We start from the raw sequence: 25,282 nt of genomic DNA, 5'->3' as shown, positions 1-25,282 counted from the left end.
GATGCTCGATCACTTTCGCATGTTCGCCGACTATAACCGCTGGGCGAACCGCCTCGTCTATACCGCCGCTGCGGAGTTGACCGATGCCGAACTGCGGGAAAACCGCGGCGCCTTTTTCGGCTCGCTGCTTTCCACCCTCAATCATATCCTCGTTGCCGACCGCATCTGGATGAAGCGCTTCACCGGCGAAGGTGATACCCCGGCTTCGCTCGATACGACCCTGCACGACGACCTCGCCGCCCTCACCGCCGCGCGGGCGGTCGAGGACGAACGCATCATTGCCTGCATCGATAGCCTCAGCGACGCGCGCCTTGGCGCTGTGCTCAGCTACAAGACGCTCACCAATCCGACGGCCGTCACGCAGAAGCTGGCGCCGACGCTCGGGCACTTTTTCAACCACCAGACCCACCATCGCGGTCAGGCGCACGCGACGCTTACCGCGCTCGGGCGCCCGTCGCTGATACTGGACCTCGCCCAGTTTCTAAGGACACAAAGGTCACAGTGGGCGTAGCGGCGAACGCAACGCCTCGATGCCGAACAGCCGCAGTGGCCGGATCTCACGCCCTCGCCACGCGGCGAGCGCCTTCAGGAGCTGGCGCTGGCCGAACCACGCGGCAAGGCCGAGCGCGACGCCGCCAACAATCGACAACAGCGAAAAAGCAGCCGGCGGCAAGGCCGGCTGCAGTGGCAAGATCAGCAATTCCGGCACGAAGCGGTGCAGGATGTAGATGTGGAACCCCGCCGCCGACAGGGGCAAGATGAGCTGGGCCGACCAGCGCGGCAGACTGACGCGTGGAAGGTAAAGCAGCGCTGCCAGGACGCAGATCTGCAGGAGATACTTGATCTTCGTGCCGATCCAGACCCCTTCGTAGAGACCGAAGAACAGGAAGGCGCCGGTACCAGTCAGCATCAGCAGCAGCCGCTGCCTGGCCGTTTCGGCAACGGCAGTGCACCAGCCAATGACGGCGAGATAGAAAATCCATGGCAGCGTGAAGATCTGGCGGTTGCCGATCGGCCAGACGAGCGGCAGCGCCAGCCGGGCGACAAGCGCGGCCAGCAGCAGGGCCATGCCGGCAGCGAAAGGTTTTGCCGACACGAACCGCCGGAACTGCGGGATGGCAAAGAGCCCGACGAAGACGAGCATCATCTGGCAATAAGCTTCGATGAACCAGTAGAGGTAGGGCACCATGCCGTGCGTCTCCGGCAGGGCCAGGCCGAAATTGCCGACGAGGAAGACCGAGGCCCAGGGCACCTCTCCCCAGGCGACCGCATAGGCCGCAACGATCAGGTAATAGGGGATCAGCACCTGCGCGAGCGGCCGCAGGATCGCCCAGCCGTCGCCAGCAAGCAGCGGTCCCATCTGGAAGCGTGCGAGGCTGAAGCCGGCCAGGACGACCATGGCCGCCGACCCGCCGGGGATCGGCCACAGGAGCTCGTGGTGCAGGACGACCAGAAGAATGGCAAGCGCGCGGACCAAGAGGTCCGTGCCGATCCGGCGCGTGGCGGTCTCGCGCCGTTCCTGGAGCGATAGCGTGCCGATCGGCAAGGTCTCCCAGGCATCCGGAACTTGTCCGAGCGCCTTTTCCAGGCCGATCGACAGCTGAACGAAGCGCAGGGAATCACCACCGAGCGAGACAAAGCTGTCGGAGCGTTTCACTTGCTTCGGATAGAAGACCTGGACAAAGAGCCCTTCGATCCCGCCGCTGTCGTCGTCGCTGCTGGCAGCCGCCTGGCGGGCCGCCATGTTCAGCGCGTTGTAGTCAATCTTGCCGCTGGCAAGCCGCGGCATCTCGGCAAGGGGCGTCGCCTTCAGGTGTGCCAAGGTCAGCCCGCTGGCCTGCGCCAGGTACCGTCTGATCTCTTCGGCATCGCGGCTGCCGGCGTAAAAGGCGTGAAGGCCGGCATCGTCGCCGACGACGGCAGCGGTGATGCCGCGCGCTTCGAGCCCCGCTTCCAGAACGTCATGCGCAATCCTGAGCCCGGCGATCTTGGAGATGCACTTCATCCGGCCAACGATCTGGAACAGGCCGTCGGCATGGCGCATCGCGAGATCGCCGGTGCGCAGTTCGGCAAGATCGGCACCGCGGCTAAGATCGTTCCGAGACGTGGCATAGCCCATCATGACGTTCGGGCCACAATAGACGAGCTCGCCGGCCACGCCGTTGATTTCGATCGGCGTGCCGCTCTCGTTTTCGATAAGAAGGCGTCCACCGGGAATGGCGACGCCGATCCTGTCCTCGTTGCCGGCAAGCTCAGCCGGCGGCACATAGGCGATGCGAGCGGTGGCTTCGGTCTGGCCATACATGGCGAAGAAAGCCGCCCCCTGGGTGCCGAGGTGCTCGTTGTAGAGACGGATGATGTCTGGGCTCAAACGACCACCGGCAACGGTCATGAAACGCAGGTGCGGGAACCGCCGATCGCGGAAGCCCACCTTTTCCAGCAGCTCGTAGGAATAGGGTACGCCCGAAAGGTTCGTGCTGCCGCTTTCCGCAAGGCCGTCGAGAAAACCGGCATCGAGGATGGAGCCGCCGGGAATATAGAGGCTGGCGCCAACGGCGAGGTGAGAATTCAGCACCGACAGGCCGTAGGAATAATGGAGGGGCAGGATCAGGCAACCGCGATCTTGCGCCGTCAGGCCCAGATAGTCCGCGATCGCCACCGCGTTGGCCGAAACGTTTTCCCGCGAGAGGCGGACGGCCTTGCCGCAACCGGTGCTGCCCGAGGTCGAGAGCATGACGGCGAGTTCGTCATGGGGCGCCCGGTCGCCTTGTCGCAGATGCTCCGTGCGCCAGCGACCATCGATGCGACGGAAGCCGAAGTCTGGCTCGAAGGCATCGACCCAGGACCCGGCTGCGCCTTTCTTCGGGGCCTGCATGGCGACGGCATGCCCGGCCGCGAGCGCCGCCAAATAGGCGACGATCGCATGTTCGCAAAGCTCGGCCTCGATCGTTACCAGCCCGCGCGGGCCGCGAAAGGCAAGCGCCTGACGGGTCACCCGCTCGAGGAGTTCGCGATAGGTGACGATCCGTTGCGCGGAAAGGACCAGCGCCGGCCGATCGCCCCATTTTGCCAGATCCGCAATGAACGAGAGGGACATGCTTGACCGTCGCTGTTTGCCCGGGCTCGATGCCCGATTTAGCAGCGCCGAATATAATTGGTGACTAAAGGCGTCAAGTATAAAGATGGCGACGGTTGGCGACCATCCATTGCGCTGCGACATGCGGTTGCGAACCAACCGCGGGCGGATGGAATTTAGCAACCATACCGGGCGGGAATCGCCCGCGGTCCCAAATCTTCAGACTCCCTTAAATGCGGCCTTCTCATAGTGGCGGCTTATCGAGCGAGAGAGCGAGACGGCAGCGGGGGCCAAGACAGAATGAACAGGCAAGTTCCAGCGGATGCCAGCCGAACGCAGGCGAGGCAGGCGGCGATCATTCTGAAGGTGGCGCATGCGATGTCGGCGCACGGCATCGCGGCCCTGCCCCGCAACTACGAGCTTTTCTACGAGGCACTGTCCGGCCGCCTGCCGCAGCTTTCCCGGGAACTCGGCGCGCTCGGAAACAATCCGCAGCAGGATGCGCTGGATGCCGTGGGCCTGAGACACCACCTCGTCTCCCATGCAGCACTTGCCGCAGACCGGGCGAGAGCCGCCGGCCAGCAAGCACTAGCCGAGATCGCCGAAAAGCTCAGGCTCTCCCTGTTGCAGAAGCAGAGCTTCAAGGATGAACTCGATCATTTCACCGGGCGCCTGGCCACGGACCCCGTTGCTGGCATGTCCGAATTCGCCGACGATGCCGCGCGACTGCGGGAAGCGGCCGGCCGTCTGACCAATGAAGAAGGCGCTCTCCAGCAGGCGCTGGAAACCAGCATGACACATCTCGCCGAACTCGAAGGCGAGCTTGCCGAAAGCCGGCGATCCCTGACCCGCGACCCGGCCACAGGCCTGCCGAACCGCCTGGCGCTGACGACCAGGCTCGACTCGATCCTCGAAACGGAGCGGACGGACCAGCCGGTTGCCCTGCTTTTTGTCTCGGTGGAGGGGCTGCGCGAGGTGGCGGAGCACCACGGCGGCGCGGCTGCCGCCAAGGCCCTTGCCAAGCTCTCGGCGCTGTTTCGCAAGTCGATCAAGAAGGACGATTTCGTCGCTCGCGTTGGCCAGCAGGAGTTTGCCTTCCTGTGCCGCGATGTCAGCGCCGAAAATGCCGAGGCCATTGCCCGGCGTCTGCGGCAGTCCGTGCAGGAGCTGACAGTCACCCTCCCCGGACGGGCGCACACCTCCGAGACGCTTTCGCTTGCGGCCGGTATCACACTTGCGCAACCGGCATCGACGAGCGCCGATCTGCTGTCCCAGGCGGAACAAGCCCTCACCGGCGCACGCGATGGCGCCGGCATCCTCTGCTATTCGGCGGCCCTCGGCCGCGGCAGGACCTTCGGGCAGAGCGCCGCCTGACGATCTTGCTTCAGGCGGCGACCGGTTGACGGCTGTCGTCGATTTCCGACGCCTTCTCGCGCAGACAGCCGAGCAGGCGAAAGAGTTCTGTGCGTTCGCAATCGTCGAGCGCCGAGAACAGCTCATCGATCGTGCGATGGCGCGGCTGCAGTGCCGCCTCCAGCGCCAGCCGGCCGCGGTCCGTGATCGAGATGATCTTCGCGCGGCGGTCTTCCGGATCTGGTTCACGCAGGACCATGCCGTCCCGCTCCAGGCCGTCGATCGCTTCGGTGACGGTTCTGGCCGCAAAGCCGAGCGCCGCGGCGATATCCGCACAGCGACAGGGGCCGAGCGTGTTCAGGTAAAACAGGAATTTGCTGCGCGCGAGCGAAACGCCTTCCTCCGACATCGACGCGTTCACCAGGCGATGAACGCAGTGGTAGAGCTCGAAGAGCCGCTCGGCGACTTCGACTTTTTCTGTCATGGCAATGTACCTCATATGGCAACGCCAAAACGAAACAACCCAGCCCCGCGTGGCGGGACCGGGTTGTTCGGTCAACCGTTTGGCGTGACTTACTGCTTGTTTTGGTCGGCCTGGCCGAAAGCCTTGGCGCCGCCATTGGCGATCGCGCCGGTTGCCGTCGTGTCGACGGTTTTGTCTTCAATGCCGGCATAATAGTCGCCGCGGCTTGCGGTCGCGGACACACCGGCGCCGGCGGAAGCCTCGGCGCGACCGGTAAAGAGCGGCGTGGAGCTCACACCCTCATAGTAGCTGCCGCCGGCAACGGCCGCAGACGCGCCGCCGAGCATGGCGACCGCAACGAGAACTGCGGCAAAGGACTTCTTCATCGATCTGTTCCTTGGTGGAGATGTAAGATTGGGGCTCAGCCCCTCTAGGCGCTTGGGATCGCCTCATAGGATCATCATGGTGATCCATCAAATCCCTTGAAATGGGGTGCGAGCGAAAGCCCGCGCCCCCTTATTCATCGCGGTTAGCGCGAAATGCCCTGGTAGTATTCGCCTTCGCCGCCGATCACGCTCTTCGGCGCGACGCTGAAGTTTGCGACCGAGCCGGTGTTGGTGCGATCGACATAGCCGGCTTCAGAGCTGCCGATGGTGAAGGACGACTTGCCGGTAACGGCAGGCGTGCGCTCGGTGTAGAGCGGCGTCGGGCTGACACCTTCATAGTAGCTGCCGCCGGCGAAGGCAGCGGAAGCGCCACCGAGGATAGCGGTTGCAACGAGAGCGGCGGAAAGAGCGGTCTGGATTGCGGTTTTCATGGTCTTCACTCCTGGGAGGCTCGTTCGGCTGAACGAGGTTTCATCAAAATGTCCTTGGCCGGATCGGTCGTCCCTCAGAACGCGGGCCTCTGCCACTGGCGTTCGGTCGATCGAGGCGGTCAGAAGAGCGTTCCCCGCCCTTCCGTTATTGAAATGGTCCCTCACGATGAGGATGTGTAGTATCGATAGTCGGAACGCCTTGTTCAAAAATCGATAACAATGGCCTCTTGAATTCCCGGACCGCCACAGCGGTGGCAGCAGCACGCCGACGCCTCTTGCCTTCAAGGCCAAGTCCGGGCAAAAGGCCGCAATGATCCAGATTTCCGGCCTTTCCGCCCGCATCGCGGGACGTCTCCTCATCGAAAACGCATCCGTGACGCTTCCGGCGGGCACGAAGGCGGGGCTCGTGGGCCGAAACGGCGCTGGCAAGTCCACGCTGTTTCGCATCATAACCGGCGAATTCGCGTCGGAAGCGGGCACGATCGCACTACCCAAGAACGCGCGCATCGGCCAGGTCGCGCAGGAAGCGCCCGGCACTGAAGAACCGCTGATCGAGATCGTGCTCAAGGCGGATAAGGAGCGCACTGCGCTGGTCGCCGAAGCCGAGACCGCGACCGATCCGCACCGGATTGCCGAGATCCAAACCCGGCTTGCCGACATCGGCGCCCACTCGGCCGAAGCGCGCGCTGCGAGCATTCTCGCCGGCCTCGGCTTCGACCACGAAGCACAGCTGCGTCCCGCCTCGTCGTTTTCCGGTGGCTGGCGGATGCGGGTGGCGCTTGCGGGCGTGCTCTTTTCCGAGCCGGATTTGCTGCTGCTCGACGAGCCGACCAACTATCTCGACCTCGAAGGCACGCTGTGGCTGGAGGACTACATCCGCCGCTATCCGCACACGGTCATCATCATCAGCCACGACCGCGACCTCTTGAACACCGCGGTCAATGCCATCGTGCATCTCGACCAGAAGAAGCTCACCTTCTATCGCGGCCCCTACGACCAGTTCGAGCGGCAGAAGGCGGAAGCCGACGAACTGCAGATGAAGGCAAAAGCCAAGAACGACGCGGCCCGGAAGCACCTGCAGAGCTTCATCGACCGCTTCAAGGCCAAGGCCACCAAGGCACGCCAGGCGCAAAGCCGCGTCAAGGCACTGGAGCGCATGGGCACGATTGCGGCCGTGATCGAAGACCATGTCCAGGGCTTCTCCTTCCCTGACCCCGAGAAGGAAGCCGCTTCACCGATCATTGCCGTCACCGGCGGCACCGTCGGCTACGAGCCCGGCAAGCCAATCCTCAAGCGTTTGAACCTCCGGATCGATACGGACGACCGCATCGCCCTGCTCGGCTCGAACGGCAACGGCAAGTCCACTTTCGCCAAGTTCATCTCCGGTCGCCTGGCGCCGGAATCCGGCGAACTGAAGATCGCACCCAACCTCAAGGTCGGCTTCTTTGCCCAGCATCAGCTCGACGACCTGATCCCGACGCAAAGTGCTGTCGAGCATGTGCGCCGACGCATGCCGGAAGCACCGGAAGCAAAGGTGCGCTCGCGCGTGGCGCAGATGGGGCTTGCGACGGAAAAGATGGAAACGCCGGCCAAGGATCTCTCCGGCGGCGAAAAGGCGCGGTTGCTGATGGGGCTTGCCGCCTTCGACGCGCCGAACCTGCTGATCCTCGACGAGCCGACCAACCACCTCGACATCGACAGCCGCAACGCGCTGATCACCGCGCTCAACGACTATTCCGGTGCCGTGATCCTGATCTCGCACGACCGGCACCTGATCGAGGCGACGGCCGACCGGCTGTGGCTGGTGCGCGACGGGACCGTGACGAGCTATGACGGCGACCTCGAGGATTACCGCAGCCTGATCGTCGGCGGCGCCAAGGCGAAGGACGAGAAGCCGAGGCCGACGGGCGTCGATGACAGTCTTTCGAAGGCGGACCAGCGCAAGGTCAATGCCGACAAGCGTGCCTCGCTGGCGCCGCTCCGCAAGAAGATCAATGAAATCGAATCCTTGACCGGAAAGCTGGAGAAACTGATTCAGGCACTTGATGTGGAACTTGCCGATCCGGCGCTCTACGAAAAGTCGCCGGCCAAGGCTGCGCAGAAGGCCAAGGAACGCTCCGACGCGGCAGCAAAACTCGCCCACGCCGAAGAGCAATGGCTCGAGCTTTCCGCAGAATATGAAGACGCGATGGCCGGCTGATTAGCCGGCCCGGCGGTCGCCACGTTCCGTCAACCCAGCTCGAAGGTGGTGATTCCGTAGATCCGCGCCAGCGGTAAACCGGGATCCGGTCCACGATACATGCGCGCGGTTTCAAACACGGGCTTCAGATTGTAGCGATCGCAAAGTGCCTTGGCCGAGGCGTTCGGTTCGGGGATGTCGAGATAGACGTCGCTGCCGTTGACGCCGGCGGCAAGCTTGCGAAAGACCAGGTCGGCACCGGTCTCGGTATCGGAAAATAGTGGCCCGATCTTGAAGCCGTTGCGGCAGGCCCGGATCGTCCCGTAAGCCGCAACCGCGCCGTCGCGCAGCAACAAGACGCTGCGCCGCCCGTCGCTCGACTTCAGCCACTCGCGTAGAAATACCTCGCGACGCGCCGGGACGAAGCGTCGATCATAGTCGACGAGGAGCGGCATGTGCACCGGCGCGACCTCCAGGAGATCTGCGCCCGGCGGCTCGACCACGTCGATGATGCCGCCGTAGCGGATATTCGCGTGGGCGTAGGCGAAGCCTGACCGGCCATAGTTCTCCTGCTGCGCGACCACACCGTCCAGGCCGACGATGCGCCGATCGGCAGCCGAGATCGCCTGTTGCCACAGCTGCTGGCCGATGCCCCTGCCACGGTGATCCGGCCGGGTGATGTAGAAGCCGAGAAAGCCGTAATTTTCGTTGTATCGCACCAGCGAGATCGCTGCGACCGGCCCCTCCTCTCCATCCGCTACCCAATACCCCTCCGGGTCGGCCGCCCAAAAAGGCCCTGCGTCGCCGAGACCGGGGTTCCACCCCTCCTCCGCGGCCCACTCGATCATGACGTCGAGGTCGGCTCGGCTTGCCCGACGGATCTGCTGCTGCATCGTTCACTCCCCTTTCAAGCGGCGAGACCGCCCCATCGTCCGTTCGGCTGACGGGAGGGCACCGCACGTCCGCCGGTAAAGTTAGTGCGGCGGCGTTGAGAGGGAATGACAATCTGTCGATTTCGTCGACATAGATGTCTTGGTCTGGCCGCTGGGCGGCCGCTTGCTCCCGGTGCGCAATCTGCTACAAGAACCGACAATAAGTCATACAAATTGAGCGGAACACCATGGCCCCCATCAAAATAGCGCTTGTCGGCATCGGCAAGATCGTTCGCGACCAGCACCTGCCCGCGATCGCCAAGAACGGCGACTATCAACTGATTGCCGCCGCGAGCCGGCATGGGACAGTCGATGGCATCGACAATTTCAAGTCGATCGAGGCGATGCTCGAAGCCGTGCCTGCGATCGAAGCCGTGTCGCTCTGCATGCCGCCGCAATACCGCTACGAAGCGGCGCGCGTCGCACTCGACGCCGGCAAGCACGTGTTCCTGGAAAAGCCCCCGGGCGCCACACTCAGCGAAGTGGCGGACCTCGAGGCGCTGGCCGCATCGAAGGGGTTGTCGCTATTTGCAAGCTGGCACTCCCGCTACGCGCCGGCGGTGGAAGCGGCAAAGTCCTTCCTGGCAAGCACGACCATCAAGGATGTCCAGGTCATCTGGAAGGAAGACGTGCGCCACTGGCATCCAAACCAGGAATGGATCTGGGCGGCCGGCGGCCTCGGGATCTTCGATCCGGGCATCAACGCGTTGTCGATCGTCACCCACATCCTGCCGCGCCCGCTGTTCGTAACCTCGGCAGTGCTCGAATTCCCCGAGAATCGCGACGCGCCGATTGCCGCCAGCATCACCTTCACCGACGGACAGAAGCTGCCGGTCGCGGCGGAATTCGACTGGCGCCAGACCGGCAAGCAGAGCTGGGACATTGTGGCCCGCACGGCGGCTGGCGAGATGGTGCTGTCGGAGGGCGGCGCCAAGCTCTCCATCGACGGCAAGCTCGTGCACGAGGAGCCGGAGCAGGAATATCCGATGCTCTACCGGCGCTTCGCCGAGATCGTCAAAGCCGGGAAATCCGACGTCGACCTGGCGCCGCTGCGTCATGTCGCCGATGCCTTCATGCTCGGCAAGCGCAAGTTCGTCGAGGCTTTCCACGACTGATCTTCCGGACAGGCCGGAAACAAAAAGCCCGCGGTCTCGGCCGCGGGCTTTTTTGTCGAAACGCTTGTAAACTCAGGCCTTCTTTTCCCAGCGGCCGTCGCGGTTCTGCTGCCAGTAGGTCAAGGTGTGCCCCTCGCCCTTCAGCCGCTTCCAATGACCGCGGGCGCCTTCGAGCTGTTCCTGATCATAGCCGTCGAACATGAAGACGATGCGCTCATAGGTCGAAACGTCAGGCGGGCTCGCGCCATCGATGACGAAACGCACCGTCGCCGCATTGGCATTGCCGTCGTCGGCGACGAGCAACACCGGCTGGTCCGCCGCAAAATCCCCGGCGTCGGTGCCATGCGGCAGGAAGCTTTCGTCACGATAAACCCAGAGATGCGTGTCGAGCGAGTCGCGCCGCTCGGCATCGACCGTCTGTACGACGACCCGCCAGCCACGCTCGACACTCTTGTCGAGCAATGGCGGCAGCGCGTCTTCCAGCTTCGATTCCGTCAGGTGATAGAACAGGATCTCGGTCATGCCGACTTCTTCCCGCCTTGTGTCACGTCCGGCATTGGCGATCAGGCCTCGTAGCTCGCCCGCACCAGTTCATCGAGCAGCCGCACGCCGAAGCCCGAGCCCCAGGACTGGTTGACCTCGTCGGTCGGCGCGCCCATGGCGGTACCGGCGATGTCGAGATGCGCCCAGGGGGTGTCCTTGACGAAGCGCTTGAGGAACTGCGCCGCCGTCACCGCGCCGCCGTGGCGGCCGCCGGTGTTCTTCATGTCGGCGAACTTGCTGTCGATCATCTTGTCGTATTCCCGGCCGAGCGGCATGCGCCACAGGGGCTCATGCGTCGCGATGCCGGCGGCAAGAAGCTGGCCCGCCAGGCGGTCGTCGTTGGAGAACAGGCCGGCATGATGCGTCGCGAGCGCCACCATGATGGCGCCGGTCAGCGTTGCAAGGTCGATGATCGCTTGCGGCTTGAAGCGATCGTTGCAGTACCAGAGCGCATCGCAAAGCACGAGACGGCCCTCGGCGTCGGTATTGATCACCTCGATCGTCTGGCCGGACATGGAGGTCACGATATCACCCGGGCGCTGGGCGCTGCCGTCGGGCATGTTTTCCACAAGGCCGATGATTCCGATGGCGTTGACCTTGGCTTCACGGGCGGCGAGCACATGCATGAGGCCGGTGACGGCGGCCGCACCACCCATGTCGCCCTTCATCTCCTCCATGCCGGCTGCCGGCTTGATCGAGATGCCGCCGCTGTCGAAGACGACGCCCTTGCCGACGAAGGCGAGCGGACGATCCTTCGACTTTCCGCCCTTCCATTGCATGATGACGAGGCGCGGCGGGCGGCTCGACCCTTGTGCGACGCCGAGCAGCGCGCCCATGCCGAGCTTCTTCATTTCCTTTTCGGTGAGGATCTCCACCTCGACGCCGAGCTTTTCCAGCTCCTTGGCCTTGGCGGCAAACTCGACCGGGCCAAGCACGTTTGCCGGTTCGTTCACCAGGTCGCGGGCGATAAACACGCCTTCGGCAACGGCCTGCGCCGCCGTGAACGCCTTTTTCGCCGCAATGACCGTGCCGGTGACGATTGTCACCTTGGTCGGCTTTCCGGACGACTTCGCGTCGTCGTCGGCCTTCTTGGTCTTATAGCTGTCGAAGGCGTAGGCATTCATTTCCATGCCGAGCGCGAAGTCGGCGGCCGCCTTGCCGGTCACGTTGGCCTCGTCCGCGTCGATGAAGACCGTCACCCTGTCGACCGAACCGAGCTTCGCTGCAACGCTACCGCCGGCCTTCAGCCAGTCATGGTCGGTTAGCGCATCCGCGTCTCCAAGACCGAGCACGACGATTCGATCGGCGGGCGAGCCATGCGGCGCGACGATGTCGAGGGTGGAGAACGCCTTGCCGGTAAACTTCTTGATCTTCGCCGCCTTCGCCACCACGTTCTCGGGGTCGGCGACATCGGCGCCGGCAGCCGCCGACGCGCCCGCGGTCTTCAGCAGAACGGCGACGCCGCCGCTCGGCTTGTGGGACTTGGCAAAGGTGAACTCAAACTTCATCGACATTGAAAACTCCGGGTATTTCCTGTCTGGACGCAACCCTTTGGATCGAATGGATCTTTCCGAGGGATCGGACGCCAGCCCAAGGGGATCGAGGCCGCACAACGCATCCGGGCGACACGGCAGGGCTCATGGCAAGCCGGCCTGTTACCGGGCGGTTACAGTGGCAAAGATTCGCATCGTTCGCCACCGTCAAAGCTGTGGCCGGCACCCTTCTCGCTTTTCAACCGCTTGGCAAGATGCCCGCAGATGTTTACATGCGGTTAACCGAGGTTCTTCGCCTTAAATTATCCCTGTTGCTACACAATTCGAGCAGCAAGGATGGCTGGCAAAGGACTGGGCTTCGGTTTACGGACATGGGCGAGACCCGGTTCGACAACCGCCGCCGGAACAGAAACATGAGCAGGATTTTGGACCGGACACGGGCATGAAGCTGATCGAACGCTACATATTCCGGCGTGCCGTGATCATGTTCCTCGCAACGCTCCTGCCGTTGCTCGGCATCGTCTGGACGACTCAGGCGCTGACCAACGTCAACCTCGTCACCGACAACGGCCAGTCCGTGTTCGCCTTCGCCAAGGTAGCGACCCTCATCCTGCCCTCCGTCATCACGATCATCCTGCCCTTTGCGCTGGTGATCGGCGTCACGCAGACGCTGTCGACGATGAACACGGATTCGGAGCTGACGGTGCTCAATGCCGCCGGCAGCTCGCGCATGGCGATCATCCGGCCGGTGATCTACCTGGCCTTGGGCCTCAGCGTGCTTTCCTTCGTAGTCGACAATTTCGTCGAGCCCTATTCGCGCGTCGCCTTGCGCAAGATGCTGGCAACCGCCAACGCCGACCTGCTGTCGTCGGTCGTACAGGAGAACACCTTCCGCAAGGTCGCAGACAATCTCTATGTCCAGGTCGGCGCGCGGCGGGGCGGCGGCGTGCTGCAGGGCATCTTCGTCGCCGATTCGCGCAATCCGAGCTTCGAGCTCGTCTACTATGCGCGCGAAGGCGCCATCGACGACAAGAGCTCGGCGCTGGTGATGAAAGACGGGGAAGTGCAGCGCAAGCTCCCCGACGGCAGCGTATCGATCATCAAGTTCGACTCCTACGCCTTCGATCTCGCCGACATGACAAAGACGACGCGCGAGGCGACCATCCGGGCGAAGGACCGCGATCTTCCCGGCCTGCTCAATCCGGACCCGGAAGATCACGTCTACAAGAACAATCCGCTCGCCTTTACCGCCGAGCTCAACCGTCGCTTCACCGAATGGACCTTCCCCCTGCTCTTCGGCCTGATCGCGCTGGTCTTCAGCAGTGACGCGCGCTCCCATCGCGAAGCGCGGCTTCATCCGATGGTCAGCGCCCTCGGCGCGGCCCTGCTCATCCGCTGGATGACGTTCTATGCCGGCAACAGCGCCGAGGACTCCATCTGGTTTGTGCCGTTAATGTATGCCGTGCCGCTGATTGCGGGCGCGCTCTGCATCCACCAGCTCGTCAGCAACAGGCGACTGGACATTCCGATGACCGGGCAGGAAAAGCTGCAGGAACTCCTGGTTCGCCTGCGCCTGATGCGGCCCGATGCCGAGAAAGGTCAGCCATCATGATGGGCACGCTCGGCCGCTACTTCTTCATGCGCTACGTGATCACGACGTTCTGGTTCCTCGTCGGGATCTTCTCGCTGGTCTTCATCATCGACTTCAGCGAACAGGCGAGCCGGTTGGCGAACCTGCCGCGCTACAGCATCTCCGGCGCCCTTTTGATGACCGCGCTGCGGATCCCACTGATCCTTCAGCAGACGATACCCTTCGTCGCGCTGTTTTCGGCCATGGCGGCGCTGATCTCGCTCAACCGCCGCTACGAGCTGGTCGTGACCCGCGCGGCCGGCATTTCCGTCTGGCAGTTCCTGCGGCCGTTCATCCTCGGCTCCTTCCTCTTCGGCGTGCTGGCGGTCGTGGCGCTCAACCCGCTTGCGGCCTGGGGAACGAAGCGCGGCGAGGCGCTTTTGGCCGAATGGGGCTCCACGCGGAACGCCGATGCCGGCTCGATCCCGTGGCTCAGGCAGATCTATAACGGCACGGACACGATCATCGGGGCACGCTCGGTTCAGGACAACGGGACGACGCTTCTCAACGTCACCGTCATCCACTTTGATCCACAGGGCACGATCATTCGGAGACAGGATGCGGCGTCGGCGAAACTCGAAGATGGTTACTGGCTTCTTAACGACGTCACGGAAACGCGCAACGGACAGCTTCCGCAACGTTTGAAAACAGCACAGCTGGCCACCAATCTTAAGCCGGAGTTTGTTCAGGAACGTCTTGCAAAGGCTGATTCCATTCAGTTTTTCGACCTGCCGCGCAAGATCGAAGTGGCCCGCTCCTTCGGTTTTTCGACCAACGGCATGGAAACCCAATTCCACTCAATGTTGTCGTTGCCGCTGCTGCTCGTCGCCATGACGCTGATCGCCGCTTGCGTGTCGCTGAAATTTAGCCGGTTTAACCAATCGCGCTCCGTAATTCTCGGTGGCATCCTTTCAGGCTTCGTGCTTTATGTCGTCACCGTGCTTGTCAAAGCATTCGGGAGCAGCGGCATTGTGCCTCCTTTCGTTGCAGCCTGGTTGCCAGTTGTTGTAGCGATGGCGCTGGGCTCGACGATTCTTTTAAATCAGGAGGATGGCTAGTGGCGGTAGTGAACCGCAAACGTATAAGGCTGATCAACGCCGCCCTGCTTGCAGGCGTGGCGCTGCAGACACTTGCCATGGGAATGAGTGCGCCAGCGATGGCGCAGCAGGCTTCGGAGCGCCTCGATTCGTTGCGCCCGAACATGCCGGAAGACGCCAAGCTGCTTCTGTCCGCCAATGAGCTCGTCTACAACAAGGACGCCGAAAAAGTGATCGTGCGCGGCAACGTGCAGATCGATTACGGCGGCTACAAGATGGTGGCCCGCCAGGTCGAGTACGACCAGAAGAAGGGCCGCATCTATGCATCCGGGGAAATCCAGTTCGTCGAGCCGGGCGGCAATGTCGTCTACGCCGACAAGATGGATATCACCGACGATTTCGGGGACGGCTTCCTCGATCAGATGCGCATTGAAACCACCGATCTGACGCGGCTTGCTGCCACGAGCGGCGAGCGCCGGAACGGTGAGGAATTCATCCTGAACGAGGCCGTCTACACGGCCTGCACGCCCTGCTCGACCAAGCCCGACCATCGCTCGCTGTGGCACATCAAGGCGCAACGCGTCATCCAGAATGGCCGCACGCGGACCATTCGCCTCGAGAACGCCCGCTTCGAGCTGTTCGGCAAGCCGATCGCCTATATTCCGGTCATGGAGCTGCCCGACCATACGGTCAAGCGCAAGAGCGGCTTCCTGTTCCCGACGTTCCGCTCGGCCCAGAAGCTCGGCGTCGGCGTCGGCGTACCCTACTACTGGGCGATCTCGCCCTATATGGATGCGACGGCGACCGTTACGGGCCTGTCGCGTCAGGGCTTCCTGCTGGAGGGCGAATTCCGCCAGCGGTTCCACAACGGCTACCATACGCTGAACTTCGCCGGCATCAGCCAGCTCGACAAGGGCAAGTTCACGCCCGGCACCGTCGACGCGATGCACACCAACCGTGGCATGATCGCCTCGAAGGCGGAGTTCGAGATCAACCCGCGCTGGACCTTCGGCTGGAACGTGCTCGTTCAGTCGGATGCCAACTTCGCCAAAACCTACGAACTGTCGAATTTCGACGGAACGACCTACATCAACCAGGCGTATCTGAGTGGGCTCGGCAAGCGGAACTACTTCGATCTGCGTGCTTTCTACTTCGACATCCAGGATGCCGATGCCAACAGCATCGCGGAAAACCAGCAGCCTGCGGCGCAGGTTCTCGATTATTCCTACAAGGCGCCTGAATCCGTCCTGGGCGGTGAGCTTTCCGGTACGCTGAACTTCACCAACGTGAAGCGCAACCGGCTCGACGCGTTTACGCAACCGGGCGTGACCCGTTTCCGTGGCCTTGAGGGCACATCGCACCGCCTGACGGGCGAACTGGAGTGGAAGCGCACCTTCATTGCTCCGGGTGGCCTGGTCATCACGCCGCTGCTGGCTGCGCGTGGCGACGCTATCGGGCTGAACATGGACAACCCGGGCCCGGCCTACACGGGCGACTACAACACGAGCGACGCGGTGACACGGCGCATGCTGACCGCGGGCCTTGAAGCCCGCTACCCGATCCTGTTCGTCGGTGAAGACAGCAGCCATGTGGTCGAACCGATTGCGCAGCTCTATGCGCGTCCCAACGAGCAATATGCGGGCGGTCTGCCGAACGAAGACGCGCAGAGCTTCGTGTTCGATGCGACGAACCTCTTCGACCGCGACAAGTTCTCCGGTTTCGACCGGATCGAGGGCGGCACGCGCGCCAATGTCGGTTTCCGCTATACCGGAACCTTCGACAGCGGCTACGGCCTGCGCGGCATCGTCGGTCAGTCGTTCCATCTGGGCGGCCTGAACTCGTTTGCGACGGACGATCTGGTCAAGGCCGGGGCGAATTCCGGTCTCGAGACCAGGAGTTCCGACTACGTTGCCATGTTCGGCATCGATGCACCGTCCGGCCTGATGGCGAGCATTTCCGGTCGCCTCGACGAAAAGGACCTGTCGCTGCGCCGCGCCGACACCACCGTCGGCTATCTCGGCACGACGTGGCAGGCGGCGATGACCTATACGCGCATCGAAGCGCAGCCGCTCTACGGATCTCTGTCCAACCAGGACGAAATCCAGACGGCTGCCGCCTACCGGTTCCATGATTACTGGTCGGTGTTCGGCGCGATCACCTATGACATCAACAAGGATGTCATCTCGCGCAACGGTTTCGGCATCACCTACGACGATCAGGACACGCTGTTCTCGATTGTCTACAAACAGGAACGCGATACCGACGCCAATGTGGCGAACGACTGGTCGATCGGCGCGAGAATCAGCTTCCGTACGCTCGGCGACGTGAACGTTGGCGACACCAAGTTCGAAGAACTGGACTATTATTGATATCGTCAAGCGAGTGGGCGGACCAAAAGTTCGCCCATTCGTCGATATCGGCACGGTCAAACGGTCTTGTCATCGTTTGGCCGCATGTATTATGCATTCCCTCCGACAAGATAAGGCAACGGCGCAAGGCCGACAGGCGGACAAAGCCTGTCGACGGTGATAGTCCGGGATATAGGAAAAGATAATGGGCGGGAAAATGTCGATCTTGAGGACACTGTCGGTACTGGCTTTGGCCGGCACCTTGAGCGTTGCCGTATGCTCCGGAGCTCAGGCAGCAGCGAGCACGGTCAAGGTAACGGTCAACAACACGGTGATCACATCCGGCGACATCGCCAAGCGCGTGGCCTTCCTTCGCCTGCAGCGCCAGAAGGGCGGCAACGACGAAGCCAAGAAGCAGCTCGTCGACGAAGTTCTCAAGCGGGCCGAGATCGCACGCATCGGCCAGTCCGTCAGCACCCAGGAAGTCGATGCCGCCTATGCGCGTTTCGCCTCGGGCAATAAGCTTTCGACCGAGCAGCTCGGCAAGATTCTCGATCAGGCCGGCGTAGGCGCCGAACATTTCAAGCAGTTCATCGCCGTGCAGATGAGCTGGCCGCGCGCTGTTAACTTCCGCTACGGCAGCTCCAACCGCCTCCAGGGCGCCGACCTCGTCAAGCGCATGATGGCAGGCGGCGGACAGAAGCCCGTCACCACCGAGTACTTCCTGCAGCAGGTGATCTTCGTCATTCCCGAGAAGAAGCGCGGCGCGATCACCGCGAAGCGGCAGGCCGAAGCCAACGCCTCGCGCGCCCAGTTCCCGGGCTGCGAAACCTCCAAGGTGTTTGCCGCCAACTATCGCGACGTGTCGATCCGCAGCCTCGGCCGCATGCTGGCCCAGCAGTTGCCCGACGAATGGAAGCCGCTGATCGAGAAAGCCGGCGAGAACGGCACCACCGGCACCCGCGTGACGGAAAAGGGCGTCGAGTACCTGGCGATCTGCAAGAAGCGTGAGGTCAACGACGACACCGCCGCCGAAATCGTCTTCCGCGCCGAGGATATCGGCAAGAAGAAGGAAGGCGGCGAGGACCCGAACAGCGAGAAGTACCTCGAGGAGCTGCGCAAGAAGGCGCAAATCGTCAACAAGTAATCACGACGGAACCATGCGCGAAACAACCGGCGGGCCCCTCGCCCTGACCATGGGCGACCCGGCCGGTATCGGACCGGACATCAGTCTTTCGGCCTGGCTCGGCCGCCACGACCACGCGACGGCCCCCTTCCTCTTCATCGGCGACCCCGCGGTGCTTGCCGCACGCGCATCGATGCTCGGCTACACAGTGCCCATCCGCGAGACCGATTGCGCCGGCGCGCTCTCCCTCTTCGATACGGCGTTGCCGGTGCTGCCGCTTACCTGCCCTGCCCCGGTCAACGCAGGCCATCCTGACACGGCCAATGCCAGCGCCGTCATCGGTGCGATCGACACGGCCGTGCGACTGGTGAGCGCCGGTCAGGCGTCGGCCGTGGTCACGAACCCGATCGCCAAGGCGGTTCTTTATGACGCCGGCTTCCGCTTTCCAGGCCATACCGAATATCTCGCCGATCTTGCCGAAAAGGGGACAGGCGAACCGGTTCTGCCGGTGATGATGCTGGCCGGACCGAAGCTGCGTGCCGTGCCCGTCACCATCCACATCCCCTTGAAGGACGTGCCGGAGCAACTGACGCCGGACCTCATCTACCGCACCTGCACGATCACTGCGGCCGACCTTCGCAATCGCTTCGGACTTCAACAGCCGCGGCTCGCAATCGCCGGCCTGAACCCGCATGCCGGCGAAAACGGTGCGCTTGGGCTCGAGGACGACGCCGTGATCCGACCGGTCGTCGACCGGCTGCGCGCTGAAGGCATCGATGCCATTGGACCGCTGCCGGCCGATACGATGTTCCACGATCGCGCACGCGCCACCTATGACGTGGCCATCTGCATGTATCACGACCAGGCGCTGATCCCGGCCAAGGCTCTTGGCTTCGACGACAGCGTCAACGTCACGCTCGGTCTTCCCTTCATCCGCACCTCGCCCGACCACGGCACGGCCTTCAGCCTTGCCGGCAAGGGCGTCGCCCGCAACGACAGCCTTCGGGCAGCCCTCGACCTTGCCGCATCGCTTGCGGCCAATATGCCAGGAGATATTCGCTGATGGCCGCCCTTGACGGTCTTCCTCCGCTACGCGACGTCATCCAGCGTCACGGCCTCGATGCCAAGAAGGCGCTCGGCCAGAACTTCCTGCTCGACCTCAACCTGACGCAGAAGATCGCGCGGACCGCCGGTTCGCTCGAAGGCGTGACGGTCATCGAGGTCGGCCCCGGACCGGGCGGCCTCACTCGCGCCATCCTCGCGCTCGGCGCCAAGAAGGTCATTGCGATCGAGCGTGACTCGCGTTGCCTGCCGGCGCTTGCGGAGATCGGCGCGCATTATCCCGATCGGCTGCAGGTGATCGAAGGTGACGCACTGAAGACGCCCTTCGAGACGCTTGCCGACGAAGGGCCGGTCAAGATCATCGCCAACCTGCCCTACAACGTCGGCACGCAATTGCTCGTCAACTGGCTGCTGCCCCAGCGCTGGCCGCCCTTCTGGCAATCGCTGACGCTGATGTTCCAGCGTGAAGTGGGCCTGAGGATCGTCGCCGACGCGGATGACGACCACTATGGCCGCCTCGGTGTGCTCTGCAGTTGGCGTACGAACGCACGGATGGCGTTCGACGTGCCGCCGCAGGCCTTTACGCCACCGCCCAAGGTGACGTCCTCCGTAGTCCATCTGGAGCCGGTCGAAAACCCGATCCCCTGCTCGGTCGCAGCCCTCGAGAAGGTGACGCATGCAGCCTTCGGCCAACGCCGCAAGATGCTGCGCCAGAGCCTGAAGCCGCTCGGTGGCGAGGCGCTGCTTGCCAAGGCCGACATCGACCCGCAGCGACGCGCCGAAACACTTTCGGTGGAAGAGTTCTGCCGGCTGGCAAACTGCCTCTGAGTGGGCATGTGGGTCGCAAGGCGCGCGTTGCAAATGGCATGAATCAAAAATGGCTCCTCACGGAGCCATTTCTTTTTTGAAGCCTTAGAACGGGTTTTCGGTCAGCAGCCCGTTGACGAAATCGAACAGCCCAGGGCGCCGGTCGCGGCGCAGGCGCTCGGCCTCGACGATCGCCCGCACGGACGCAAAGGCGCGGTCGAGGTCGTCGTTGAGCACGATGTAATCATACTCCCGCCAGTGCTCGATCTCGGCGCGCGAATTGGCAAGGCGCGTGGCGATCACCTCTTCGCTGTCTTCGGCGCGGCGATGCAGGCGCGACTGCAACTCGGCCATCGACGGCGGCAGGATGAAGATCGAGACGACGTCGCCAGCCATCTTCTCCTGAAGTTGCTGAGCGCCCTGCCAGTCGATATCGAACAGCATGTCCCGGCCGGCGGCCATGGCCGCCTCCACCGCGTCGCGCGGCGTGCCGTAGAAATTGCCGTGCACCTCCGCCCATTCGAGCAGCGAGTCGGTGGACCTCAGCGCCTCGAATTCGCGGATGGACTTGAAATGATAGTGCCGTCCGTCAATCTCGCTCGGGCGCCGCTGACGCGTCGTCACGCTGACCGAAATGCTCATCTCCGGATCGGCTTCCAGGAGATTGCGCGCAATGGTCGACTTGCCAGCGCCAGACGGCGAGGAAATGACGAGCATCAGCCCACGACGGGCGATCTTGATGGGCGAAGGGGTCGCCGGGTTCATACCTTACTCCAGATTCTGGACCTGTTCGCGGAACTGGTCGATGACGACCTTCAACTCGATGCCGGCGGCAGACACTGCGGCTGCGTTCGACTTGGAACAGATCGTATTCGATTCTCGGTTAAATTCCTGTGCGAGGAAATCGAGCTTGCGCCCGACGGGACCGCCCTTCGACAGAAGCTCGCGGGCGGCAACGATATGGGAGCCAAGCCGGTCGATCTCCTCGCGAAGATCCGCCTTGGTGGCGAGCAAAGCGACTTCGGCATAGAGACGGTCCCGCTCCAGCGATGAACCGTTGTCAATGACCAGAGCGACCTGCTGCGCCAGCCGGTCGGCAATCGCCGCGGTACTACGTGACGGGTCGGCCTCGACCGTCGCCGTTAGCCGCTCGATCGTCTCGACCTGCGCCAGCAGGATCTGACAGAGCGCCGCGCCCTCGTCCGCGCGCATTTTGCGCAGATCGGCGAGCGCGCCCGCCAGCCCGGCCAGGATATCTGCGTCGAGCGCCGCGCGCTCTTCTTCGCTCTCCTCCGGCTCGCGGAAGTCGACGATGCCGCGGATCGAGAGAAGCGTGTCGAACCGGAGCGGTGCGGGATCGACGAGGTCCCCGAGTTGACCGCGCAGGTTTAGCACCGCCGTCAAGGCTGCCTGGTTGACCACGGCCTCGACGGCCGCCTCGCCGCCGCTGACGGAGAGGCCGATCTGAAGATTGCCGCGGGAAAAATACTCTGCTGCAAGCTTGCGAACCTCGGGTTCGAAGCGCTCGAGCCCCTGCGGCAGGCGCAGCCGGAGGTCCAGGCCCTTGCCGTTGACGGAGCGCAGCTCCCAGGCCCAACGACGGCGGCCGCTGCTGCCTTCTCTCCGGGCAAAGCCGGTCATCGATTGGAGCGGCATCATCACCTCCGTTGCGGTTTCAGCAGAAGCAATAAGGCGACGGCGCGGCATCCCGCAAGGGATATCCGCGCCGTGATTCGTCCGTCCACAGTGCAAGCATCGCTAGGCGGCTCTGCCGCCCGCGAGCGCCGGCCTATTGCGGCTGCGTAGCTGCCGGTTCAGCAGAGCCACCGTCAGACGCAGCCTTCGCCGCTTCGGCTGCCCGCTCCGCCTCAACCTTGCGCCAGCGGCGGACATTGGCATTGTGTTCGTCGAGCGTCTCGGCAAAGACGTGGCCGCCCGTGCCGTCGGCAACGAAGTAAAGCTCCGGCGTGCGCGACGGATTGGCGACCGCTTCCAGGGCTGCACGGCCGGGATTTGCGATCGGCGTCGGCGGCAGGCCCTTGATGATATAGGTGTTGTACGGCGTCTGCTTGTCGATGTCCGACTTCAGGATCGGCCGATCCGCCGGCTTTCCGTCACCGCCGAAAATGCCATAGATGATCGTCGGGTCGGACTGCAGCCGCATGCCCTTGTCGAGCCGGTTGATGAAGACCGAAGCGACGCGCGGGCGCTCGTCGGCGCGGCCGGTTTCCTTCTCCACGATCGAGGCAAGCGTCACCAGTTCCTCCACCGTCGAAACCGGCAGATCGGGATCGCGCTTCTCCCAGATCTGGCCGACGAGGACCTTCTGGGCAGCAGCCATCTGCTGCACGATCTCGCCGCGCTTGGTGCCGCGCGTGAACTTGTAGGTGTCAGGCATCAGTGAGCCTTCGGCCGGCAGTTCCGACGGCAGATCGCCGACGAGCACCGGATCATCGGCGAGCCTGTGGAACATCTGCTTGACCGTCAGGCCTTCGGGCAGGGAAACGGAATAGAGGATCGACTTGCCCGACTTCAGGAGCTGCATGACCTCCTGCATCGACGAGCCCGCCTTGATCTCGTATTCGCCGGCCTTCAGAGTCTCGTTGTCGAGATAGGCCTCGGAGACGAAACGGAAGACACGCGCATCGGTGATGATGTTGCCGCGCTCAAGGCCGCTTGCGATCTCGCTCATGCCGGCGCCGCCGCGGACGATGAAGTTCTGGTTCGCCTGCAGCGGACCCGGCTTCTCGTACTGGTGCATCGCGTAATAGACCGTGCCGGCGGCGGCGAGCGCCGCAAACACGATGACGGTCATGACGAAGTTCAGGAAGATCACGACCTGGCTGCGTGCCTTGCGCGATCGTTTCGGCGGCTGCGGCACCTTTTCCGGACGCAGCGCTTCGTTTGCCGATTTCGGAATGATCGGTCCGTTGCTCGCGTTTTCACTGCGGCCGAATTGCGCCGCGCCGTTATCGTTTGAGTCGCTCACGATTATCCCGAACCCGAAATTCGCGGCCTCATTCTCTTCCTGCTTCCGGTGCGAATTTCGGACTGGACCGTGGCAGGCATAGGTCAAATTTATAAAACGGTGCCGCCCAGAAGGCCGGCGTCCGCAGTTACTCAAAAATCCGCGGCCGGTGCAATCTCACCGAAGAACCACAGAAATGTGTCGAATCACCGTCCGTTCAAGAGAACGCGGCGGACGACCGACACTTTAATCCGGAACCTCGGCCCGCGGTAATAACCGGGCAAACCGTCGTTCCAGGCAATGGTTGAATGGCAATCTGACAGATATGCCTTGCGCGAACATCGCGGTCGGCGAGCGCCATCTTCCATGACGGCGCCTCCTCCCAACACATGCTTGTAGCGAGCAATACGGCAAAAGCTGGATCATTGCGCCGCCTTCTGCGGTCGGCGCAATGATTGGCTCAGGCGACGCTCCGGACGCGCGGTCAGGCGCCGGTGTAGCGGCGCAGGACCAACGAAGCGTTGGTGCCGCCGAAACCGAAGGAATTCGAGAGCGCCACGTTGATTTCACGCTTGCGCGCGACATGCGGCACGAGGTCGATCTTCGTCTCGACCGATGGGTTGTCGAGGTTCAGCGTCGGCGGCGCGATGTTGTCGCGGATCGCCAGCGCCGAGAAGATTGCTTCCACCGCGCCGGCAGCGCCTAGCAGGTGGCCAATGGCCGACTTGGTCGAGGACATCGAGATCTTCGACGCGTGTTCGCCAACCAGACGCTCGACGGCGCCAAGCTCGATCGTGTCGGCCATGGTGGAGGTGCCGTGGGCGTTGATGTAGTCGATATCGGAAGCGGTCAGACCGGCGCGCTTCAGCGCCATCTGCATGCAGCGATAGGCACCGTCGCCATCTTCCGACGGAGCAGTGATGTGGAAGGCATCGCCCGAAAGGCCGTAACCGACGACTTCCGCATAGATCTTGGCGCCGCGCGCCTTGGCATGCTCGAGCTCTTCGAGGATGACGACGCCGGCGCCCTCGCCCATGACGAAGCCGTCGCGGTCGATATCGTAGGGGCGCGAGGCCTTCTGCGGATCGTCGTTGTGCTGGGTCGACAGCGCCTTGCAGGCGGCAAAGCCGGCGAGCGAGATCCGGCAGATCGGCGATTCCGCGCCGCCGGCCACCATGACGTCGGCATCACCGAGCGCGATCAGTCGGCTCGCGTCGCCGATCGCATGGGCGCCGGTCGAACAGGCGGTGACAACAGAGTGGTTGGGACCGCGCAGCTTGTGGCGGATCGACACCTGGCCAGAGGCAAGGTTGATGAGGCGACCAGGAATGAAGAACGGCGAGATGCGGCGGGGGCCCTTGTCGCGCAGCGTGTAGCCGCCTTCGACGATGCCCTCGAGACCGCCGATGCCTGAACCGATAAGCACGCCGGTTGCGATCTGGTCTTCATCGCTCTCCGGCTTCCAGCCGGCATCGGAAAGCGCCATGTCGGCCGCAGCCATCGCGTAGACGATGAACGGATCGACCTTGCGCTGCTCCTTCGGCTCCATCCAGTCGTCGGCATTGAAGGTAGCATCGGTGCCGTCGCCGAAAGGAATGCGGCAGGCAATCTTGGCAGGAAGGTCCTCGACCTCGAATTCGGTCACCTTGCGCGCGGCATTGTGCCCGGCAAGCAGGCGCGCCCACGTCGCCTCAGTTCCGCAACCCAAGGGAGATACCATGCCGGTACCGGTGATAACGACACGTCTCATAGTCCGCGACCCACCCTGACTTTTCCATTTCAGAGCCGGATCGGACCACGTGTAACGAACCCGATCCGGGCATCCATTTTAAGGTTCTTATTCACGATCAGAGGGAAATGCGGAAAACGCTTGCTGATCGAAATCCCCGCTCAGCGCGGGATAGCCCACTTCCCTGGGCTGAAACGGGCCGCTTTAGGCGGCCCGTCCACGGCCGAAGCCGCTTCAATATATTAGGCCTGGGCCTTTTCGATGAACTTGACGGCGTCGCCGACAGTCAGGATCGAGTCAGCAGCGTCGTCCGGGATTTCAACGCCGAATTCTTCTTCGAAAGCCATGACCAGTTCGACGGTGTCGAGCGAGTCCGCGCCGAGGTCGTCGATGAAGCTTGCGCCTTCGCTGACCTTTTCGGCGTCGACGCCAAGATGATCAATAACAATTTTCTTTACGCGTTCTGCGATATCGCTCATGTCGGAGTTCCTCGACCTTCGTTTCTGTAGGCGCCTATTCCGGCACCGGTACTCTTCTGTAAGCCTGATAGACCAAGACGGCCCACCCGGCAATCCATCCAACCGGAACTGCGGCAAACCCAAGG

General features: G+C 63.1%; 22 protein-coding genes. 10 read left to right on the top strand and 12 right to left on the bottom strand.

The features are described 5' to 3' along the window. The first annotated feature begins 1 nt into the window (after position 1). Complete coding sequence (locus ACIQUG_RS00525) at positions 2-511, top strand: DinB family protein (RefSeq protein ID WP_402316336.1); 510 nt, start codon at positions 2-4, stop codon at positions 509-511. Here ACIQUG_RS00525 and ACIQUG_RS00520 read toward each other — a convergent pair. Continuing rightward, positions 497-3,097: an AMP-binding protein gene (locus ACIQUG_RS00520; RefSeq protein ID WP_402316333.1), complete on the bottom strand. Its 2,601-nt coding sequence runs from the start codon at positions 3,095-3,097 to the stop codon at positions 497-499. The genes ACIQUG_RS00525 and ACIQUG_RS00520 overlap by 15 nt on opposite strands. 279 nt (positions 3,098-3,376) lie before the next feature. Between ACIQUG_RS00520 and ACIQUG_RS00515 the strand changes: the two genes are divergently transcribed. Beyond that, positions 3,377-4,450, top strand: coding sequence for a GGDEF domain-containing protein (locus ACIQUG_RS00515; RefSeq protein WP_402316330.1), 1,074 nt, complete (start codon positions 3,377-3,379; stop codon positions 4,448-4,450). Positions 4,451-4,460: 10 nt separating this feature from the next. Here the strand turns inward: ACIQUG_RS00515 and ACIQUG_RS00510 are convergent, their stop codons facing one another. The 3 genes from ACIQUG_RS00510 to ACIQUG_RS00500 all read right to left on the bottom strand — a co-directional run bounded on the left by ACIQUG_RS00510 (position 4,461) and on the right by ACIQUG_RS00500 (position 5,709). After that, complete coding sequence (locus tag ACIQUG_RS00510) at positions 4,461-4,913, bottom strand: MarR family winged helix-turn-helix transcriptional regulator (protein WP_192447355.1); 453 nt, start codon at positions 4,911-4,913, stop codon at positions 4,461-4,463. Between the two features lie 89 nt (positions 4,914-5,002). Then, complete coding sequence (locus ACIQUG_RS00505; RefSeq protein WP_402316327.1) at positions 5,003-5,278, bottom strand: hypothetical protein; 276 nt, start codon at positions 5,276-5,278, stop codon at positions 5,003-5,005. Between the two features lie 143 nt (positions 5,279-5,421). After that, complete coding sequence (locus ACIQUG_RS00500; RefSeq protein WP_034803904.1) at positions 5,422-5,709, bottom strand: hypothetical protein; 288 nt, start codon at positions 5,707-5,709, stop codon at positions 5,422-5,424. A gap of 310 nt (positions 5,710-6,019) precedes the next feature. Between ACIQUG_RS00500 and ACIQUG_RS00495 the strand changes: the two genes are divergently transcribed. After that, entirely contained in the window at positions 6,020-7,909 is a 1,890-nt protein-coding gene (locus ACIQUG_RS00495) for an ABC-F family ATP-binding cassette domain-containing protein (RefSeq protein WP_402316324.1), read from the top strand. 29 nt (positions 7,910-7,938) lie between these two features. Here ACIQUG_RS00495 and ACIQUG_RS00490 read toward each other — a convergent pair whose 3' ends face one another. Continuing rightward, complete coding sequence (locus tag ACIQUG_RS00490) at positions 7,939-8,781, bottom strand: GNAT family N-acetyltransferase (RefSeq protein WP_402316322.1); 843 nt, start codon at positions 8,779-8,781, stop codon at positions 7,939-7,941. Between the two features lie 227 nt (positions 8,782-9,008). Between ACIQUG_RS00490 and ACIQUG_RS00485 the strand changes: the two genes are divergently transcribed. Continuing rightward, entirely contained in the window at positions 9,009-9,935 is a 927-nt protein-coding gene (locus tag ACIQUG_RS00485; RefSeq protein ID WP_402316318.1) for a Gfo/Idh/MocA family protein, read from the top strand. 72 nt (positions 9,936-10,007) lie between these two features. Here ACIQUG_RS00485 and ACIQUG_RS00480 read toward each other — a convergent pair whose 3' ends face one another. Both ACIQUG_RS00480 and ACIQUG_RS00475 read right to left on the bottom strand, forming a co-directional pair. Then, positions 10,008-10,457, bottom strand: a complete 450-nt coding sequence (locus tag ACIQUG_RS00480) for a DNA polymerase III subunit chi (protein ID WP_402316315.1) — start codon at positions 10,455-10,457, stop codon at positions 10,008-10,010. Between the two features lie 41 nt (positions 10,458-10,498). Continuing rightward, a complete protein-coding gene (locus ACIQUG_RS00475; protein ID WP_402316312.1) occupies positions 10,499-11,992 on the bottom strand; it encodes a leucyl aminopeptidase in 1,494 nt (497 codons plus the stop codon). A gap of 421 nt (positions 11,993-12,413) precedes the next feature. On the opposite strand from ACIQUG_RS00475, the gene lptF reads away from it, so the two are divergent. The 6 genes from lptF to rsmA all read left to right on the top strand — a co-directional run bounded on the left by lptF (position 12,414) and on the right by rsmA (position 20,002). Beyond that, complete coding sequence (gene lptF / locus ACIQUG_RS00470) at positions 12,414-13,583, top strand: LPS export ABC transporter permease LptF (protein WP_402316310.1); 1,170 nt, start codon at positions 12,414-12,416, stop codon at positions 13,581-13,583. Then, the gene (gene lptG, locus ACIQUG_RS00465) at positions 13,577-14,659 is read left to right on the top strand and encodes an LPS export ABC transporter permease LptG (RefSeq protein WP_402320494.1); all 1,083 of its coding nucleotides are present in this window, start codon (positions 13,577-13,579) and stop codon (positions 14,657-14,659) included. The genes lptF and lptG overlap by 7 nt, the downstream gene beginning before the upstream one ends. Next, positions 14,659-17,007, top strand: a complete 2,349-nt coding sequence (locus ACIQUG_RS00460) for an LPS-assembly protein LptD (RefSeq protein ID WP_402316307.1) — start codon at positions 14,659-14,661, stop codon at positions 17,005-17,007. Before lptG ends, ACIQUG_RS00460 begins: the two co-directional genes overlap by 1 nt. A gap of 184 nt (positions 17,008-17,191) precedes the next feature. Further along, positions 17,192-18,133 (top strand): peptidylprolyl isomerase, encoded by a 942-nt coding sequence (locus ACIQUG_RS00455; protein WP_043611377.1) that lies wholly within the window; start codon positions 17,192-17,194, stop codon positions 18,131-18,133. A gap of 13 nt (positions 18,134-18,146) precedes the next feature. After that, a complete protein-coding gene (pdxA, locus tag ACIQUG_RS00450) occupies positions 18,147-19,175 on the top strand; it encodes a 4-hydroxythreonine-4-phosphate dehydrogenase PdxA (protein WP_402316304.1) in 1,029 nt (342 codons plus the stop codon). Continuing rightward, on the top strand, positions 19,175-20,002 hold the full coding sequence (gene rsmA / locus ACIQUG_RS00445) for a 16S rRNA (adenine(1518)-N(6)/adenine(1519)-N(6))-dimethyltransferase RsmA (RefSeq protein WP_402316301.1): 828 nt from the start codon (positions 19,175-19,177) through the stop codon (positions 20,000-20,002). Before pdxA ends, rsmA begins: the two co-directional genes overlap by 1 nt. 84 nt (positions 20,003-20,086) lie before the next feature. On the opposite strand, the gene gmk is transcribed toward rsmA, so the two are convergent. The 5 genes from gmk to ACIQUG_RS00420 all read right to left on the bottom strand — a co-directional run bounded on the left by gmk (position 20,087) and on the right by ACIQUG_RS00420 (position 25,157). Beyond that, positions 20,087-20,746, bottom strand: coding sequence for a guanylate kinase (gmk, locus tag ACIQUG_RS00440; protein ID WP_034803935.1), 660 nt, complete (start codon positions 20,744-20,746; stop codon positions 20,087-20,089). A 3-nt stretch (positions 20,747-20,749) separates the two neighbouring features. Beyond that, positions 20,750-21,637, bottom strand: coding sequence for a YicC/YloC family endoribonuclease (locus ACIQUG_RS00435; RefSeq protein WP_402316298.1), 888 nt, complete (start codon positions 21,635-21,637; stop codon positions 20,750-20,752). A 133-nt stretch (positions 21,638-21,770) separates the two neighbouring features. Further along, positions 21,771-22,970 carry an endolytic transglycosylase MltG gene (gene mltG, locus ACIQUG_RS00430; protein ID WP_402316295.1) on the bottom strand — a complete coding sequence of 400 codons (1,200 nt, stop codon included), beginning with the start codon at positions 22,968-22,970 and terminating at the stop codon, positions 21,771-21,773. A 463-nt stretch (positions 22,971-23,433) separates the two neighbouring features. Then, positions 23,434-24,699 carry a beta-ketoacyl-ACP synthase II gene (gene fabF, locus ACIQUG_RS00425; RefSeq protein ID WP_402316292.1) on the bottom strand — a complete coding sequence of 422 codons (1,266 nt, stop codon included), beginning with the start codon at positions 24,697-24,699 and terminating at the stop codon, positions 23,434-23,436. A gap of 221 nt (positions 24,700-24,920) precedes the next feature. Beyond that, positions 24,921-25,157, bottom strand: a complete 237-nt coding sequence (locus tag ACIQUG_RS00420) for an acyl carrier protein (protein WP_003531676.1) — start codon at positions 25,155-25,157, stop codon at positions 24,921-24,923. Positions 25,158-25,282 lie beyond the last annotated feature (125 nt).

Origin of the sequence: Ensifer sp. NPDC090286 (assembly GCF_044769565.1) — a bacterium.
Lineage (GTDB): Bacteria > Pseudomonadota > Alphaproteobacteria > Rhizobiales > Rhizobiaceae > Ensifer.
The sequence above is the reverse complement of the archived record's forward strand: the minus strand, read 5'-3'. Positions and strand labels throughout refer to the sequence as shown.